Annotated in this window: 13 protein-coding genes; 8 read left to right on the top strand and 5 right to left on the bottom strand. The window is 45.0% G+C overall.

Translation table 11 applies throughout. The features are described from left to right. Positions 1 to 118 precede the first annotated feature (118 nt). The 3 genes from ppk1 to L21SP3_RS11150 form a co-directional block, all read right to left on the bottom strand. Positions 119 to 2,224, bottom strand: coding sequence for a polyphosphate kinase 1 (ppk1, locus tag L21SP3_RS11160; protein WP_077541543.1), 2,106 nt, complete (start codon positions 2,222 to 2,224; stop codon positions 119 to 121). Between the two features lie 28 nt (positions 2,225 to 2,252). After that, positions 2,253 to 3,806: a Ppx/GppA phosphatase family protein gene (locus L21SP3_RS11155; protein WP_077541541.1), complete on the bottom strand. Its 1,554-nt coding sequence runs from the start codon at positions 3,804 to 3,806 to the stop codon at positions 2,253 to 2,255. Between the two features lie 96 nt (positions 3,807 to 3,902). Then, entirely contained in the window at positions 3,903 to 4,688 is a 786-nt protein-coding gene (locus L21SP3_RS11150) for a TIGR00282 family metallophosphoesterase (protein WP_077541539.1), read from the bottom strand. Between the two features lie 168 nt (positions 4,689 to 4,856). On the opposite strand from L21SP3_RS11150, the gene miaB reads away from it, so the two are divergent. Further along, positions 4,857 to 6,260 carry a tRNA (N6-isopentenyl adenosine(37)-C2)-methylthiotransferase MiaB gene (gene miaB / locus L21SP3_RS11145; RefSeq protein ID WP_077541537.1) on the top strand — a complete coding sequence of 468 codons (1,404 nt, stop codon included), beginning with the start codon at positions 4,857 to 4,859 and terminating at the stop codon, positions 6,258 to 6,260. 16 nt (positions 6,261 to 6,276) lie between these two features. Here miaB and L21SP3_RS11140 read toward each other — a convergent pair whose 3' ends face one another. Together L21SP3_RS11140 and L21SP3_RS11135 are read right to left on the bottom strand one after the other, a co-directional pair. Further along, positions 6,277 to 7,983, bottom strand: a complete 1,707-nt coding sequence (locus tag L21SP3_RS11140; protein WP_077541535.1) for a right-handed parallel beta-helix repeat-containing protein — start codon at positions 7,981 to 7,983, stop codon at positions 6,277 to 6,279. Positions 7,984 to 7,993: 10 nt separating this feature from the next. Beyond that, positions 7,994 to 9,214: an AraC family transcriptional regulator gene (locus tag L21SP3_RS11135; protein WP_077541533.1), complete on the bottom strand. Its 1,221-nt coding sequence runs from the start codon at positions 9,212 to 9,214 to the stop codon at positions 7,994 to 7,996. Positions 9,215 to 9,556: 342 nt separating this feature from the next. On the opposite strand from L21SP3_RS11135, the gene L21SP3_RS11130 reads away from it, so the two are divergent. The 7 genes from L21SP3_RS11130 (at position 9,557) to L21SP3_RS11100 (ending at position 18,751) form a co-directional block, all read left to right on the top strand. After that, entirely contained in the window at positions 9,557 to 10,240 is a 684-nt protein-coding gene (locus L21SP3_RS11130; protein WP_077541531.1) for a TlpA family protein disulfide reductase, read from the top strand. 27 nt (positions 10,241 to 10,267) lie between these two features. Beyond that, the gene (locus L21SP3_RS11125) at positions 10,268 to 10,525 is read left to right on the top strand and encodes a hypothetical protein (protein ID WP_077541529.1); all 258 of its coding nucleotides are present in this window, start codon (positions 10,268 to 10,270) and stop codon (positions 10,523 to 10,525) included. 83 nt (positions 10,526 to 10,608) lie between these two features. Further along, the gene (rlmN, locus tag L21SP3_RS11120; protein ID WP_077541527.1) at positions 10,609 to 11,640 is read left to right on the top strand and encodes a 23S rRNA (adenine(2503)-C(2))-methyltransferase RlmN; all 1,032 of its coding nucleotides are present in this window, start codon (positions 10,609 to 10,611) and stop codon (positions 11,638 to 11,640) included. Between the two features lie 102 nt (positions 11,641 to 11,742). Then, positions 11,743 to 12,558 (top strand): phosphate ABC transporter substrate-binding protein, encoded by an 816-nt coding sequence (locus L21SP3_RS11115; protein WP_077541525.1) that lies wholly within the window; start codon positions 11,743 to 11,745, stop codon positions 12,556 to 12,558. 115 nt (positions 12,559 to 12,673) lie between these two features. Beyond that, the gene (gene pflA, locus L21SP3_RS11110; protein ID WP_077541523.1) at positions 12,674 to 13,402 is read left to right on the top strand and encodes a pyruvate formate-lyase-activating protein; all 729 of its coding nucleotides are present in this window, start codon (positions 12,674 to 12,676) and stop codon (positions 13,400 to 13,402) included. Between the two features lie 109 nt (positions 13,403 to 13,511). Continuing rightward, complete coding sequence (locus tag L21SP3_RS11105; RefSeq protein WP_077541521.1) at positions 13,512 to 16,565, top strand: GAF domain-containing sensor histidine kinase; 3,054 nt, start codon at positions 13,512 to 13,514, stop codon at positions 16,563 to 16,565. Next, complete coding sequence (locus L21SP3_RS11100; protein WP_077541519.1) at positions 16,544 to 18,751, top strand: ATP-binding protein; 2,208 nt, start codon at positions 16,544 to 16,546, stop codon at positions 18,749 to 18,751. Before L21SP3_RS11105 ends, L21SP3_RS11100 begins: the two co-directional genes overlap by 22 nt. Positions 18,752 to 18,763 lie beyond the last annotated feature (12 nt).

Below are 18,763 nucleotides of genomic sequence, written 5' to 3'. Positions count from 1 at the left end.
AAGAGCAATAAAGAGCTTGCTATGGGAATTCTATGCGCCTATGGGATTGCTGTGAATTAGCCTCTAATATTCTAATCAAGCCTGTTTCACTGTTAAGCAAAACCTCGCTTAGGATTTTTTAGTAATTTTCGCCCATATGAGGAGTTAGCTGGTCAACCACTTTACCCCTTTTCCTCTCTGTCCGTCGGCAGGCCTGAAGATAAAGCTGCTCCTGACTCCTGATGCGTTTTTCGCCTTTTTTAGGCCTGTTTTTCTTATAGCTTCCGTCCGGCAGGAGAGTCCAGCTGCTTACGTTATCGGCAAGATGAGTATTAAGGAAGCTTTTCAAACGCTTTTTGCAGTTTGCCGAGTCTATCGGGACAAGCAGTTCCACGCGCTTATCGAGATTCCTTGTCATCCAGTCTGCGCTTGAGATGAAAATATTCTCGTTTCCTCCATGGTAGAAGCAGTAAATCCTTGCGTGCTCGAGAAATCTGTCAACGATACTGGTAACTGTGATATTCTCGCTTAGCCCTTCCACCCCTGGCTTGAGGCAGCAAATGCCTCGAACATTAAGTTTAATTTCCACGCCCGCCTGAGAGGCTGCGTAGAGCTTTTCAATGAGATTTTTATCAACCAGAGAGTTCATCTTTGCTGTAATCTCAGCCTTCTGGCTGTTTTTAGCCCGCTCTGTTTCGGCCTCTATCATTTGAGTGATTTTTTTTCTGAGAGTAATTGGAGACATATAGAGCCTTCTCAGATTCTGGGGCTGGGAATAGCCGCTCACTGAGTTGAAAAAGGCTGTGGCATCAAAGCCTAGGGCTTCATTGCAGGTCATATAGCTTATATCGCTATACAGCTTTGCTGTTTTGTCGTTGTAGTTGCCTGTGCCGTAATGAACGTATCGAACTACGCCAGCTTCCTCCCTTCGAACCACAACGCAAACCTTAGAATGCGTTTTCAGCCCCTTCACCCCGTAAATCACCTGCACTCCGGAGTTCTCGAGCATCCTCGCCCATTCAATATTCGAGCGTTCATCGAATCTCGCCTTCAGCTCGAGAAGCGCAGTAACATATTTGCCGTTTTCCGCTGCCCTTTTAAGCGCAGCTACCATCGGGCTTTTTGAGCTTGTTCTGTATATCACGAGCTTTATTGAAAGAACTGAAGGATCGCCGGCAGCCTCTTCAACAAAGCGGATTACAGGATCGAAAGATTCGTACGGATGATACAGAAGTATGTCTTTTTTCTGTATCTGTTCGAATATTCCTGCCGACGGGTCTATCTGGTCTGATGGCTGGGGCTGCCAAGGCTCGTTTTTGAGCGATTCGAAACCCTCGATTGAAGTCATATCCATAAACGCCTTAAGGTTTAGAGGCCCGTCCAGACGGAAAGTCCATCTCTTACCGCATTCGAGCAGCTCTCGCAGAAATTCACCCCCCTTCTCGGACATACCGCTTTCTATTTCGAGCCTGATGCAGTCGCTGCTTTTTCTCTCTTCAAGCACTTCCTCCATGCCCGTAAGCAGGTCCGGGGCTTCGTCCTCCTGCAGCTCGATATCAGCGTTTCTCGTTGGTCGGAAAGAGCAGCATTCTAGAACTCTGCATCCCTCAAACCAATTTGAGATATGCGCTTTTACAGCATCCTCGAGGAGGATAAACTCGCATCTGCCCGCCTCTGAAGGAAGGATAATAAAGCGTTTGGTTTCAAACCCCAGCGGCATCACAGCATATTTGTCCCTGTCCTTTTTGTCTCCCTGTATGCGGGCTAAAATATGCAGCTCGAGGTTATGGATTAAGGGCTTAACAGCTCCCAGCTCTACAGCAGAAGGAGTAAGCACTGGGGCGAGCTCTCTGGAAACATAATCACTCAGGAAGCTTTTCTGTTCAGGACTGAGTTCATTGTATCTTTTGCGATTAAAGCCCTTTTCCGCAAGAGCAGGCTCAAGGGTTTTGCTGTAATGGGTGTACTGCTCTCTGTACATTTGATTAACCCGCTTGTTAATCGCTTTGAGCTGGGCGTAAGGTGTCATGCCTGAGGGGTCTTTTCTGCGTTTGCCCTTTTTCCGCATATACATAAGCCCGCCCACGCGAACCATAATAAACTCATCAAGATTTGATGCTGTAATCGCAATGAATTTCAGCCTCTCCAGAAGAGGATTATTCTTGTCGAATGCCTGATAAAGCACCCTGAAATTAAATTCTATCCAGCTCAGCTCTCTGTTAGTGCAGGCAATGTCTTTTCTCATAAATCAGCTCCTTCAGCCTTTGCTTAATTCAGCAGGCAGTGAATTTCACTTTATGGCCGTAAACCCTTTCAAACCATTCAGACTTCTCGCTGACCACGACTTTCTCAGCGGCTATATCTCTATTAGTTGAAATCTTGAATAAAAGTTCGCTGTTTGTTCGTTCTATAGATATATCTTCAGCCTTGAACTGCCTGCTGTAGTCCAGAGAATCAGCCACGCGAAGTATAGAGCCGAGTTTTTTTACAGTGAGTCTTGTATCCTTATCCAGCGAAACATACTTCTCATGTGAGGCCTTCGGCAAAGACCGGCGGTGATACCTTGCAACAAGGGCAGCGATTGAGGTGTCTCTATCGCTCAGGCCGAATATGTCGCTGTTTTCAATTAGATACTGACTGTGTTTGTGATGGCTTCTGTTGCTGATATATTTGCCGATATCGTGCAGAAGAGCCGCCACCACAAGTATTCCTTCATAATGGCGGGAGAGTTTATGCTCAAATTTCATTTCTCTGAAAAGCCTCAGAGATATATCCTTCACAAAATCAGCGTGCTCACGGGTATAGCCGTATTTCTCGCCCACCGTTCTGACTGAATATTCCACCTGCTCCATAAAGCTTCTTGTCCAGGCCCCTCCGTTAGCAAGCTCATACAAAAGCCCGTCGCGCAGGGTGGAAGTGCCCACGAGGATCGAACGTATATGCAGTTCGCCTGCGAGGCAGGCAAGTATCTTCAGGGCCGGGGCGAGTGTTTCGGCATCTGCAAAAGACATATTGTACTTTTGAACGAGGCTTTCTTCGTTTTGATTTATAACAGACTCAACAAGCCTGTTTAGAGATGAAAGATTTATCGAAGAGATAGACTCGCCATCCCATTTTTTATTGAGCATCGAGGCGGCGAACCTTGCATCACCGCCCAGAGCAAGCAGCTTCTGATTTGCAGTCCTGCCGAGATATTCGTGAATCTGGCGTACGGTTTTTGAAATCTCCGCTTCGTATATCTCGAGAGTTTCGTTGGGGCCGGCAGCAACATTTTCCACCCTCTCCCGGAGCCGGAATGACCCGAGCCGGTAGGTCTGGGAGAACGAAACCCGTCCTCTATCCATCCCTATAAGCTCAAGCGACCCGCCGCCAACCTCTACAACAAGCACTTTATTATCTGCAAGCACAGGTTCACTGCTAAAGGCCTTTTGAAGGCCGAAGAATGTAAGGCGGTTTACATCTGCCCCGTCTATTACATCAACCTTTATACCAACTGCCATATAAACGCGGTCAACGAATGTTTCGCTGTTTTTTGCCTCACGCACTGCGCTTGTAGCTACGGCCTTGATTCTCTCAGGGCTGTCGATGCCGTATTCTGCAAGCACCCGCTTGAATCCCCGGAGAACGGAAACGCAGATCTCTGCGGTTTCAATGCTGATCAGGCCTTTCTTGAAGGTGTCTCTGCCGAGGTTGGTATCTTTGCTGAGAGTTTCAATCTGGCGGATGCCGTCTGGTTTGATCTCCGCAATCACCATCCTGATGGAAGTTGAACCTATATCTATAACCGCCCTTGTTTCAGGCAGATTTTTTCCTTCAAAATCATTCATTTGGCTTACCTCTTTCAGCTGGTTGAATAATCAGAATTTCAGCTGCTTTATTATGCGCAATCTGTTTTTATAACATTAGCAAAGATGGTTTTCAAGTTAGGATTTTTCAATTACGCGCGTAACTGATTCAGTCTTCCCTGAAGCGGTGTCTATCACTGCAATCACTCCGGAGAGCCTCAAATCTTCTGATGCCACATCGAAGGGAAAATTCACCTGAGTGCGCATTGACTTTATAACGTTTTCAATATCACGGCCTATGATTGAATGAAACGGGCCTGTCATGCCGATATCAGTGATAAAGCCCGTCCCTTTAGGGAGAATTCTCTCATCAGCGGTTTGCACGTGCGTATGAGTTCCAAATACAAAGCTCACCTTTCCGTCGAGGTAATGGGCTAAGGCAGCCTTTTCGCTGGTCGCTTCCCCGTGCACTTCCGCTACTATGATATCCGCCTGTTTTCTGAGCCTTCCGAGGATATTATCGCAATGCTCAAACGGGCAGTTCGCAGGCTGCATAAAGACCCTTCCGATAAGGGAGATAACTCCCACTGATGCCCCCTTTGCTGTATTGAAAATCACCTCAGAACATCCCGGGGCAGACCGGCTCAGGTTTGCGGGCCTTATTATATCGCGGTTCTCTTCAAGTATGGGAACGATTTCCCGCCTTTTGTAGGCATGGTCTCCGAGGGTGATTATATCAACTCCGCAGGCCCTGACAGACTTGTAGAGTTTTGGAGTGATGCCGGAGCCGGCTGCGCTGTTTTCCGCATTCGCTATTACGCAGTCTATCCCGTGCGCACTTTTCAGCCCGGGGAGAACCTTTTCAAGAACCTCCCTGCCCGGCCTTCCGACAATATCCCCAATGCAAAGTATATTAAGCTTCAAACTGCTTTATCTCCAGAACTGACTTGGATTTATAAAATTATAAGGATACACATAAGCTTATTTTTTGCAACAAACTAATATTTCAGAGCAAATCATACCCCCTCCGTACAGCCGCTTTTATCACGGACAAATTGATTTCTCGGCTGTGCTGAGTATACTTCGAGGCTTATGAATAAAAATAAACTTTACATAGTCAGCTTCGGCTGCCAGATGAACAAACTGGACACAAGCCTTGTAGAAGCGGAATTCACGAAAGAGGGATTCGAGCTAACTAATAACCAAAATGAGGCGGACGTAATACTTATGAACACCTGTTCGGTGCGAGAGCATGCCGAACAGCGGGTTCTCTCCCGCCTCGGATATGCAAAACACCTCAAACGCAGCGGTCGCAAGGTTGTTGTGGGTGTAATCGGGTGCATGGCTCAGAGACTCGGCAGCTCCCTTCTCGAGAGGGACGAAGTGGATATTGTTTGCGGGCCCGGGCAGATTCCGGAGCTCAAAGCGATGGTGCTGAAAAAGCTGGAAGACCGAAAAGGCGGGATTCTTAACGTTTCGGCTCATATCAGAAAATCACCCTCTCCTCAAAACTCAAATATGCTTGATGAGTTTGAGCTTGAGAACTCGCCAAACCTGACTGAACACAAAAACAAGGCGTTTGTGCGGGTAATGAGGGGCTGCAACAACTTCTGCAGCTACTGCATCGTGCCTTTTGTACGCGGGCCGGAAATATCCAGAAGCCCCGAGAAAATCCTCCAGCAGATACGCAGGCTCGCAGATTCGGGCGTCAGGCAGATTACCCTGCTCGGGCAGACCGTAAACTCCTACAGGCATAAAGAAAACGGGACCGAATACCGCCTGCATAATCTGCTTGAGAAAACCGCCGAGATCGACGGGATTGAATGGATCAGCTTTGTTACCAACTATCCGTATATGGATTATACCGCCCCGCTTTTCAAGGCGGTCGCAGATATCGACAAGGTTTGCCCGTATCTGCATCTGCCCGCCCAGAGCGGGTCTGAGCGTATCCTGAAGGCTATGAATCGAAAATACTCTGCGGAAGATTACATCCGCCTGATAGATGAGGCCCGAGAATACGTTCCGGATATTGCTGTTGCGGGGGATTTTATCGTGGGCTTCCCCGGGGAAACCGATGAGGATTTCCGCGATACAGAGAAGCTCGTTGAGCGGATCCGATACAAGAACATCTTCGCGTTCAAATATTCACCGCGGCCCGGGACAAGCACCGAGAAGCGTCTTGAGGATAACGTGCCCGACAAGGTAAAGCGGGAGAGGAATATTAAACTGCTCGCCCTTCAGGAATCTATCAGCAGCGAGGACAACAAAAAATTCGAGGGCGAAGTATTTCGGGTATTCGTGGAAGGAAAGAGCAGCAAAGGCCATCTCAACAGCGCAGAAAATCAAATCCACCCCCAGCTTATCGGAAGAACTGCCGGGGATTATATAGTTGTGTTTAACGGCCCAGAAGAGCTTGCAGGAAAATTTGCAGACGTTAGTATAGAGAAAACCTCCGCACTCACGCTTTTCGGAACGCTCTTAGAGAGACGAAGCTAAATCCCAGCTTGGAGGGTTATTTTGAGAGCTCGAAGAATCCCTTGCCCACGGGGACAAGGGTAACATCGGCGCAGTTTCTGATTTTTATCGGCTCAAGAGCTGGCAGAGGCCTGTCTGAGGGATATATGATATTTCGCACAATACTAACATCCTTAATCCCGCTCACGGATACGCCGCAGTCTGAATCCATCGTAATCTGATTGCTGTCTATTGTTACCGCCCCGCCGGCGGGCTTGAGCTCGCCCTTTCCGAGCCGGCTTACAGAAATCGGACAGTATAGAATCTCGGAGAAGGTGTTGTTTCTTATTACAATATCTTCGGGTATCGGGCCTTCAGCGAATTTGAATGAATTGAAGCTGTGCACTCCCATAGCTGTTCTGCTGAAATCGCAGTTTCTTATGCGTGCCGGGGTTCTGGCCACAATCCCCACCTTCATCTGATTGCGGAAGGTGCAGTTTGTAACTATTGCAGGATCCTCAGTTTGAACAAAAAAGCTTGGTCTAAGCCCCTCATTCTTTATTGCTTCTATATCAATGTTCTCCGGCGGACGGGCAAGCGTTATAATCCGCTCTCTGTTTGCAGTGAATTTCACCTGCTCAATTTTTATGCGGTCTGTAATTTCGGCCTTGAGCGGATCGAAGAGAAGAGCTGTCTGCCCCTTTTTCACCGGCGCGTCGTACCAGATGATATTGCCGTATCGAACCTTATATACTGCCGGGGAAAGCTGCTTTAGAACTTCATAAGCCATAGACGAAATATTTACCGAATCATCCAGAAGGGCCTCAAAATGGCAGCTCTCAATACGAACTGCGTCGCAGTCTTTTATGTGCATACCGTCAGATAGTGAAGCGGCAAGCCTTTCTGTACGCGGCTTTTTGAGAATCTGAACCCGTTCCATCTGCACTTTCCGGCAGCCGGTGAGGCGGTATGTCATTGAAGGGCTTATATAATGGCGAATATTGCTAAACTTCAGGTTCTCGCATTCGGCCGCTTGAAACACACCTGAAGGGGTTGTCTGGAAAACCCTGCTTCCGCGAATCTTTTTTGTATCAAAACGCTTTTCTCTTTGCTTCTTGGAAAGCTCAGGTGCAGCGAAAACAAAATTCATCCCCTCCTGCACTTCTGATATTCTGCCCTTGTGTTCGGGCTTTGCCTTTAGTTTTATAATGGTATCTGAGAGCTTTTCCACCGAGCTGAGGTAGAACCATTTATGCGTATATTTTATCTCTTCCAGCAAAGCGCAGTGTCTAAGGTTTTCTTCAGCAGTTATCGGGCTGAAGCCTTCGGCGGTTTTCCCGAGCAGAACGCCGTCTTCGGGGAATGCCTTTACAATCCTTCCCTGAATAAAAGGCAGACGGGAATAGTCTATCTTGAGGTTTCGGATTTCGATGCTGCTGCAGCCTGCGAGATAAATAAAATTATTCCCCGGGCTGAGCATCACAGTGCTCTGGTTTCCCTCTATGATTAAATTAGAAATGTCCTTAAGCTTCAAACAGCACCAGCTGTCTTCCCTCGGCGGGAAAGCGTAGGTTTTTCCGGAGAGCTCAATAATCGATTCTCCGGGCAAATTCTGAGCCTCGGCAATCGCCTTTTCAAAGGAGGCATATATATCATTGTCATTTTCACTTAGAAAATCATCGATTCTCAGCGTGTGCCCTAAAGCGGTGCATACGAAAATCAGAGCAGACAAAAAGATTTTTATAAAGCCCGGTTTGTTATTCAATTAACACCTGTTAAAACAAAAATACTCGCAATAAAGCCCTGTCCGGCAGGAGATGCTCTTCTACGCTCTTTTTATACTCCCGAGGAGTGAATCCTGTTTCACGCTTGAAAAGACGTGATATATGGGCTTCGCTGGTGAAGCCAACGAGCTTTGCAATATCGGAGATGGGATAGCCGTCTTCTATCATATTTTTGATAAGCTCAACCCTCGACTTGCCGATCTGCTGATTAACAGAACAGCCCATATTACTTCTGAACCTGTTGGAAAGCGTCCAGCGGGAAACCCCAGCAAAACTCGCTACATCTGTAACCTGTATGCTCCTTGAGATGTTGGAGTGAATATACTGTAATGCCTTGGCTACAACATCATCCTCCACGTTTATTATATTAGTGGATTCTCTCGTGATAACCCTTAGCGGAGAATGGTATATCCGCTGGCCTTTCATAGGCTCGCCTCTGAGGAGTCTGTCGAGAAGAACTGCCATTTTCAGCCCTGCTTTAGTGAGATCAAGCTGAATGCTTGAGAGCTGCGGGCAGGCAAGCGAGCATAGAGTCATATCATTGCCTGTCCCGAGAACCGAAACCTGAGTGGGCACGTCTATGCCGTTTTTTCTGCATATCGAGAGAATCTGCTTTGCCCGGCAGTCGTTACAGGCATAAAAGGCTGCAGGTTTAGGAACAGAGACAACCCATTTTCGCAGATGTTCGAATCTCGCATCCCAGCTGTGATCGCAGCTTGAGGGATAATCATATATAAAAAGGTCATAACTTGTCTTGCGTATTTGCCTCAAAAAGCTTTCGCCCCTTTGTTCAGAAAAAGATTCTGCTTCGCAGCCGCTATAGGCGAAATTCCTGAAGCCCCTTGCAAGAAAATGCTCTGCGGCCATCTTGCCGGTGAGTTCAGTATTCGAAACAACTGCCGGTATTTCAGGCCGGTTTTTGTCTTCTCCGCCAAAAAGAATAATAGGCAGATTAATATATTGAAGTAATCTGTTATGGAGCGGATTTCTGGATATCACAGCATCAACTCTGTGCTTGAGGATATCAATTCTTAGTTTGTTCCAGTCTATACCATCATAACAAATGCTCGAAAGATCCTGTCTGCCTAAAAAGAACCAGTTTCCAAAAATCCTTGCAGCTCTGCCAAGCCCAAGCAGCAGCATTTTATCTTTTTGCTGGTGGGTCTTGAATAACAGGAGGATTCTTTTTTCATTTACATCATAATCCTTCATCTTTCCCCCTACAATTTCCGATGGACTTATATTATCCAGAAAAATTGCTTGCGGTCAAGCTAAATATGAGAATTAGAGCACTTTTTTAATTTCATTTTTCGAGACTACCTTTGCCCATTTATAAACGAAAATGCAGCACTTAGGCGCTTTTGAAAACCAAAACAGCATTTTCCGGCATTTATAAGAAAGTAATTTTACGAAAAAACCAAATAAATTTTTATGCGTAATACTAAGAAATAAAAAAAACTTACAGAATTGACAGATTACTGTTATAATTAGTTCAGGTATATATAATGCTTGAATGCATTAAAACCTGAAACATTAAAAGAAAGGGTATTAGCAATGGATGAAAACCAAAACTTAGACAATCAAAACAACGAAACTCAGCAAAGTGAGCAGGGTCAGGGTTCAGAAAACCAAAGCCGAGTTCACAAATTCTGGCCTCTTGCCTTGATTGTTATCATTGCAGGTGTTGCAATATTGATCCAGAAAACGCCCTGCTGCGGCATAGCAGGCCAAAACGGACAGTCAGGCGACGGAGCCGAGGGGATCAAACAGGCACAGGTAAGCAGTTCGCTGACAGGGATAATTCCCGAAAGCAGGCTGGCTATGAAGAGTTTTTACGGGGCTGAGGCTTCAGAGATGTCGGTCGAAAACCTTCAAGGGGAGAAAGTGGAGCTGGCAGAGATGAAGGATAAAGATGTAATGGTTGTGTTCTGGGCAACTTGGTGTCCGCCTTGCAGGGAGGAAATCCCTGAGCTGAAAAAGCTTAGAAACAAGTACAGCTCTGATGAGCTTGAAATCATCGCAATAAGCTTTGAAAACCAGAATAAAGTAAAAGAATTTGCTGAAGAGAAAGGCATTAACTATACGGTTGCAGCAAGCTCTCAGAGTGAGCTTCCATCTCCTTTCAAAGATATAAGGGCGTATCCAACAATTATGTTTATAGATAAGCAAGGCAAGTTTAAGGCTGTAGTTGAAGGCGGAATAGGCCTTGAAACTATGGAAAAAATTATTTCGCTGTAATATCACAAAAGCAAAAAGGAGAAAATTATGGACAGACATCTCATTCTCGGCGTTCACGTAACAGAGAGGCTCAAACACGCTCAGGCAATTCAGGAGGTTCTGACAAACTACGGAGACACAATCAAAACCAGAATAGGTTTGCACGATGTGAACGGAGAAATCAGCTCCCCTAACGGTGTGCTTCTGCTTGAATGCATCGATAAGCAGGACCGCTTCAGCTCGCTGAAGAACGACCTGAGCAGTATCGAAGGCGTTGAAATCAAAGAAATTGTTTTTGACCATTAATTTGAAATAACAATATATTTTTCGGCCGCAGGGAGCACGTTAAAGCGATTCTCTGCGGTCTTTTAATTTACCATGAGCTGTATATGAAAAAAGATCTTAAATCATACACCCTGCCCCATCTGCGTGAGCTTATTGTCGAACAAAACGGCAAAAAATTTCACGCGGACTATATATTCAATTTTGTGCACGAGAAACATCATTGTAAGCTTGAGGATATCACTCCTGTGCCGGCGAAGCTTAGAAATAAGCTTTTAGATGAGGGCTTTTTCATAAGTTCTTTGGAAATCCTCAAAAAACAGAAAGACCCGGACGGCACTGAAAAATTTCTTTTTTCCGCCCGAGACGGGAGCAAATTTGAATCAGTCGTGCTGGACGATAACGGCAGAAAAACAGTGTGCATATCCTCGCAGGCCGGCTGCCGAATGGGCTGCGATTTCTGCGCTACAGCAGGTATAGGCTTCAAGAGAAACCTTTCCTCCGGCGAAATAGCTGAGCAGGTTTACGCAGCAAAGCGAATCGCTGAGAAAATCAGCAATGTGGTGTTTATGGGTATGGGCGAGCCGTTCGATAATTACGAAAATGCGGTAAATGCCGCCTTTATACTCAACGAAAGCAAAGGGCTCGGCCTTGGGGCAAGACATATAACTTTAAGCACGTGCGGACTCATCAGCAAGATTGAAGATTTTTCTCAATTAGACAAACAGTTCAGGCTTGCTGTAAGCATACACGCAGGCTGCGATGAAACCAGAAACAAGCTTATGCCTATAAACCAAACCAATCCGCTTGATAAACTGTTTGAAACGATTGAGAACTACTGCCGGAAGACAGGGCGAAGGGTAACGCTTGAATACTGCCTTATCGACGGGCTCAATGACAGCAGAGAAGAAGCTGTTAAGTTTTTAAAATCAGCTCAGCGCCTTAAATGCAACGTTAATCTCATAGAATTCAATCCCGCTGGGAACTTGGGATTTGCTCCACCTAAAACGAAAAAGACCAACGCATTTGCAGATATCCTTCGAGAAAAAGGGATTGAAACCCACATTCGATATCGCAGAGGAAGAAATATCAAGGCCGCCTGCGGGGAGCTCGGAGCTGAATTGGAAAAAAATAAATAATCTGCTAAAAATTTTCTAATGGACTGCTAACACTTCTCTAACAAAATTCGAAATAATCTTAAATAAATCATTTTTTTAAGTTGCAAATAAGAAAGGATATTTATGAAAAATACAGCATTACTCGCTGCACTGCTGTTATCTGCTGCAGTTTTGCCGGCCAAAACTCTCCATATCGACGGTTCAACTACAGTAGGCCCGATTGGAGATTCATTTGCAGAATTTTTCCAGAACGTCCTCCATCCAGAGATGGAAATTACTGTTAAAAAGACCGGCTCTGGAGATGGAGCGGCCTCGCTTTCAGAAAATCGCTGCGATATAGCAATGACAAGCCGTTTTTTGAAGGAAAAAGAGTTCAAGAAGGCTATATCTAACGAAGTTTACCCGGTGGCTCACGTTATAGCAATGGATGGGGTTTGTTTGGTAGTGCATCCTTCCAATCCAGTAAGCAAGCTCAACAGCGATAAGATAAGGGATATCTATTCGGGCAAAATAACAAACTGGAGCGAACTTGGAGGCCCGAACAGAGAGATAATCGCTATCAGCCGCGACACATCTTCGGGCACCTACGAAACCTTCCACGGTATGGTAATGGAAGGGGAAAAAATGGCATCTACGGTAGAATACGTGAATTCCAACCCCCAGGCCCACGCAAGAGTTAAAACCACTCCCGGGGCTGTAGGATATGTAGGTTTGGGATTTGTTGACAAGTACGTTCGGGCTATTGATGTTGACGGCATAGAGCCCACAAGAAGGACAATCGCCAAGGGGATTTACCCAATCAGCCGGGCGCTTTTCTTCTTTACAAACAAGTATCCCCAGCCGGGGAGCCTTGTTCATGAATTCTGCACATTCTACCTGACAGAAGACGGACAGGAAATTATCGAATCCAAAGGCTTTGTACCTGTTACAGATTACTAAAAAATCGGTAATATTCGTTTTTCAAGGGGGCTGATTCAGCCTCCTTTTTTATGCGCTGATATTTAGTTTATTCAATTCGGTTGTAAGATTGTAACTGCATAGTATAATATCAGTTATGTTTACTGAAGGTTATATACATTCTATACAGTCTATGGGAACTCTCGACGGCCCGGGAACAAGATGCGTGGTGTTTTTTCAGGGCTGCAGCAAACGCTGCATTTACTGCCACAACCCCGATTCTTGGAAAATAAATGCCGGAGAGAAGACCAAAAGCACCGAGATAATCAAGCTCGTCGAGAGATACCGCCCATACTACGGCGAAAAAGGGGGGATCACCCTTTCCGGCGGTGAACCTCTGCTTCAGCCGGAATTTGCCGCTGAGATCTTCCAGATGTGCCGAGAAAAAGGCATTCATACAGCTTTGGACACCGCAGGTGCGAAACCGGAGGAGAAAACAAAAAAAGTGCTTCAGCTTACCGATCTTGTTCTTCTGGATATAAAACACTCCAGCAAAGAAAAATTCAGACAGATAACTGGCGAAGGGCCTGAAGAGATGTTTGAATTTCTCGATTACGTAACAAACGCAGGAATAGAGATGTGGGTAAGGCAGGTTATAGTCCCTGAAATTAACGATTCGAACGAAGATATGCATCAGCTTGCAGAACTGCTTAAGGGCAGGGCTAATCTCAAAAAGGTGGAATTGCTGCCTTATCACAGTATGGGCAGAGAAAAATGGGGGAAATTAGGCTTAGACTACCCTCTTGAAAACACAAAACCGCTTGAAAAATCTGAGATTAAAGGTTTAATTGAATTTTTGCGCAGTCGAAACCTGCCGGCCTGCTGAGGGGAAAAACTGCGATTAACTGTAAAAACGAAAAAAATCTTGGAACGCACAGCCATTAAAACTATACTGTAAACTGTTGCGTTAAACGCTTTAAAGGTAATTAATTAATATGCCGCATTTGTTTTGGCATAAAAACTTAGACTTCTGCCTTAATTTTGGGGATTTTCCCAATAATTGTTTTGGCGTATTGGGACTGTCTTTCGAAGAAGACTGGCTCTTAGTTTCTGCAATTGCGGGGATTATGCTTCTTGCAGGTTATTTTACTGCTCTTTTTTACTTTAGGAGTAAAATAAACAACAAACACAGGACATATCTCGAAGCCGTAAAAAAAAGTGATAATATTTTTATACTCTGGCGTCCCGTCCGCAATCACCTTGGAATCATAGAAGATTTTAAAGTTTCAGATCTCAACAAGTTTACGAGCAAACTCCTTACCGGCGAAGAGGATATTGCCGAGCTGCCTCTGGGCGAGCATAATGAGCTGCGTGAGCTGATATTTGAGAGCTTAGTTGAGACAGTGGAAAACAAACGGGAATTCAAAAGCTCTTACAGACTTGAGAATCTCAATAAGTTCCTCAGGCTCTGCACTTTCAAAACACAAGACGGAGCAGCCGTGAGCATCGGTTCAGACCAGACCGAAGCCTTTAACGCAAAGCGTGAGAAACTTAAAGACGTAAAGCAGATCGAATTTATATGCGAGCTCTCGCAGATGCTTGCAGCTGCGGGCACAGAGAACTACAGGGAAGTTATCCGCAGCGTGCTCAGAAAAATAACTGAGTACGCCGGATTCGAACGGGGAATGCTTTTCCTTATTGACAAATCTGGAGACAGCTTCAGCGCTGAATACCAATGGGCGGTCGAAAAGGCGGAAGTTGAGCTTGATGACTTCAGCAGCATACCTGCACAAAGCATTCCGATGTTCGTAGAGGTTTTGAAAGAAAAAGGCTCTATCTTCATAAGTTCACTGGATGATATATCTGAAGAATCCGGAGGGGAAAGGACATTCCTCAAGAAAAAGCTCGCTGAATCATCGCTGTTTACAGGCATATTTGAAAATGAAGAACTTACCGGCTTTATAACTCTGGACAGCATAAATTATCCTCCGAAATTCAATCAAAATCTCCTTCGTGTTCTCAGAGTTACCGGTGAGGTGCTCAACAATACTGTAAAACGAATCAGCGCAACGTTCAGACAGTTTTCCGAGGAGAACCGTTTCAAGAAGCTCTTCCAGAATATGCCCTCCGGTTTTGCCCTTTACCGTACAGAATATAATGACGGGGAGTTTGAAGACTTTTACCTTATTGAAGCAAACCAGCAGTTTGAAAATCTCTGCATTAAACCGGCTTACAGGGACAGCAGGATAGGCGTGCTCTGCCCCGAGGAACGGGATTGGATTGATAATTACAGGGTAGCCGCTGAAGAGGGGTCAAAGATTTTTTTTGAGGCATTCTCTGAAACTTCAGACAGATATTTTGAGATAACAGCGGCAAGCCCAGAAGAAGGCTTCCTTGCAACTATTGTTTCAGACAGAACTGAAAAGGTTCGGTCTAAGAAAGAATTAGAGATGAGGATAGACTTCGAGAAATCGCTCTCCGATTCGCTTGAAAATATCGCAAAGCTCAATAACGACAACATTGACTATATGCTCAAAGACCTCTTCCGCTCTTTATGCTCCTACACCGGAGCTGACCGCTGCACGCTCGAATACAGAAAATCTGACGAGCTCTTTTCAGACATTTACAGCTATGAACACGTTCACGGCCAGCTCACCCTGAGCTCTACAAACTTCGTGGAGATGCCCGAAAGCCTTACACCAAAGTTTGAAGATAATATTCTCAATCTTCAAAACGTTTCATTAAACGATCAGGAAAGAGAATATCTGAATAAATTCTGCGAAACAAAACCCGAAAACTCAATCTGCTTCAGGAGCTTTGTGGGCTCGGGCGTTTGCAGCGTGTTTCTCAGCAAAAATGACAGCTCGGACTGGGGCGAAAACTGCGAAAGTATGCTGAAGATATGTTCCGAGCCTCTTGTTAATGCTTTAGTCCGGATATATGCAGAAAACAGCATCAAGGAAAATGAAGAATTTTTCCGTGAGATCTTCGAGCAGGCTCCTGCGGGTATCTTGATGCTAAACTTCGACAGGGAAATCCTCTCTGTAAACAGAAACTGCCTCTCGATTCTGGAGGTCAAAAACGAGTCAGAAATTACAGGAGATTTTTTTGAAAAATACATCGCCATACCTGAGGACAGACTCGAAGATATAAGAAATCATAAAGCAACCGATTTTATAACCAAAACACAACACTCGGAGGAAGCCGCAGAAAGCTCCGGGCAATCTGAAAAAACTCTTAAAGTAAGGGTAACTCCGCAAAAAAACGCCTCAGAAAGTATTTTAAAACGTGCGTATATCGTTATAATAGATGATATAACGGAATCTATTAAAGATCGGGAAAAGATTGAGCAGGCAAATATTGAACTTAGGCAGACCAATGAAGATTTGAAACAGTTTGCCTATGTAACCTCACACGACCTTCAGGAGCCTGTGAGAACAATCACCTGCTATCTTGACCTGCTTGATTCCGAACTGGAAGAAAAAGATGTAAACGGCGAGGCAAAAGAATACCTGAAATTTGCAAGAAACGGCAGCCTGAAGATATACAGCGTTATAAATGACCTTCTGCAGTTTTCAAAGGCGGGCTTCAAAGATCTCAATCTCGAACAGGCCAATCTCAAAGAGCTTGCTGAAGAGGCTGCTGGAGACCTTAAAGGCCTCATTGACGAAACTGAAGCAGAGATCAGCATTGATGATTTGCCGACGCTGAAATGCGACAGATTGCAGATATACAGGGTGTTTATGAACCTTATAAGCAATGCTGTACGTTTTAATAAAGCTGGTCAGAAGCCAAAAGTGGAAATTTATGCCGAATCTATTGACGGAATCTGGCGTATTTGCGTCAAGGATAACGGCATCGGCATAGAGGAAAGTATGCGTAAAGAGATCTTTACCATTTTCAAACGGCTGCACGAGAAACCCGAGGCTCGCGGAACGGGTGTTGGGCTGGCTATCTGCAAGAAAATTATTGATAGACATCGGGGCGCAATCTGGGTTGAATCTGAGTTAGGCAAGGGGTCAACGTTTTGTTTTACCTTCCCAAGCTGAAAATAACAGAAATAATCATAATCCTGATTTCTGTATTGTTTTTTGCCGACGGGCTTCGTGCTCAAGCAGAAAATGTTCTTGTGATTCAGTCCTATTCGCCTGAATACCCATGGACCAAACAAATCCAGAGCGGTATCACCGAAGAGGTCAGAAAAGTCTGTCCTGAGGCGCACATTTATTCTGAGTATCTGGATGCCAAGAGGGTTAGTTCGGAAAAATATTTTTCTGAATTCTTCGAAATGCTCAAAACAAAATATCAGAACGTAAGCGATGTTGACCTGATTATATCATGCGACAATGCCGCCTTCAGACTCCTGAAAAAGAACGATGAAACATTCTACCCTGCCACCCCGCTGATAGCCTGCGGAATAAACTGGAATCAAACCAATCTGCTGGAAAACTGGAACAGGCCGGTAAGGGTGTTTACAGAGCATCCGATGGTGATTGAAACCGTTGAAGTGGTTCAAAAGCTATTCCCAAAACGAAAGCTTGCCTTTGTATGCGAGGACAACACCATTTCCGGAAGGCTCTCTATAGAGCTTTTTGAAAATCACAGACCAGAATTTCCCGAAGGAATTGAAATAGAATACTTCACAAACGGAACTTTCAAGCAAATCTGCGGGAAGCTTAGAAAAAAAAGAGATCAGTACGCCATACTTCTTATGAACTATCAGAGAGATGATCAGGGCAGATACTACGACACAAAAAGTCTCGTGCAGATCATTTCAAAGCTGAATATGCCTGTATTCGTATTAAACTACACGTATATGGAAGGTGCAGTTATCGGCGGCTATCCCACAGAGCCTTTTCAAGAAGGAGCCATTGCGGGAGAATTTGCAGGAAGAGTGCTCAATGGGAAGGCCGCGCTGGCCGGGCAGTCAGTGGTTGACAAGCCGCACAACAGACTGCATATAAATCTTGACAACCTCCAGAAATTTGGGAAAGACTGCCAGCCAATAAAAAATCTCAACCCTGTTATTTCAAAGAAACCGCTTACTGCCGAGAGCCTGATAAATATTATAGGCTGGTATTCACTGATAACAGTGCTTCTTATTGTGATAATAGCAATCCTCGCAATAAACTTTACGAAAAGACGCAAAGCCGAAAAGAAACTGCACTCAGCAAACAGGTATCTTGATACGCTTGTAAGAAACGTTCCCGGTGCAATAATACGCTGCGACAAAGACTTCAGATGCATTGACTACAACGAATACGCAGCGGAACTTCTCGGCTTCAGCAAAAAAGAAAAGCTCAAAGGCAGAGACTTCTGCGATGTAACTGCGGCAATAAACTTAACCGACGCCTTCGATTCAATCAAAAGAGCAATCGATTCGGACAAGGAATTCCGTGAGATATTCCAATTCCCGGGAAGCAGCAGATACTACGATATCAGAGTAACTCAGCTCAGCAGCGAAAACAGCGCTCAAAATGAAATTTTATGCTTTATATACGACATCTCCCGGGAAGTTAAGATGCGTCTTGAAATCGAAGAGAAAAAACAGGAGCTCGAAAGATCCAACAGCGACCTCGAACAGTTTGCTTATATAGCTTCTCACGACCTTCAGGAGCCGGTGAGAATGGTTACCTGCTATTTAGACCTTCTCGAATCTGAGATGGAATCATCCAATCAGGAAATCTGGAAATACATAAAATATGCAAAGGATGGTTCTGAAAGGATAAATTCCCTTATAAAAGACCTTCTCAGCTATTCGCGTGCGGGGTCTAATGAATACGAATTCAAGGCTTGGAATCTCTCTGAGGTTGCAGAAGAATCTAAAAACAGCCTGAAACCGAGAATCGACGAGCTTGAGGCAAAAGTGAAAATTGAACAGCTGCCGATGGTCCGCTGCGACCGTACACAGATGTACAGGCTTTTCACTAATCTGCTCAGCAATGCCCTGAAATACCACAAAAAGGACACTGCACCTGAGGTGTTTGTAAGCTCAGAGATGAAAGACAACTACTGGCAGATTAATGTTGCAGATAACGGCTTAGGGATAAGCGAGGAGTACAGAAATAAAATATTCGAGACATTTAAGCGTCTCAACTCCCGGTCAGAATACGAAGGTACTGGCATCGGTCTGGCTATATGCAAGAAAATTGTTCAGAAACACAGCGGGAATATCTGGGTTGAACCCAACGACCGAGGCGGGTCAACATTCTGCTTTACCATACCAATAATTTAATGCAGTGTTTTT

The organism is Sedimentisphaera cyanobacteriorum, assembly GCF_001997385.1.
GTDB classification, from domain to species: Bacteria; Planctomycetota; Phycisphaerae; order Sedimentisphaerales; family Sedimentisphaeraceae; genus Sedimentisphaera; species Sedimentisphaera cyanobacteriorum.
The sequence above is the reverse complement of the archived record's forward strand: the minus strand, read 5'-3'. Positions and strand labels throughout refer to the sequence as shown.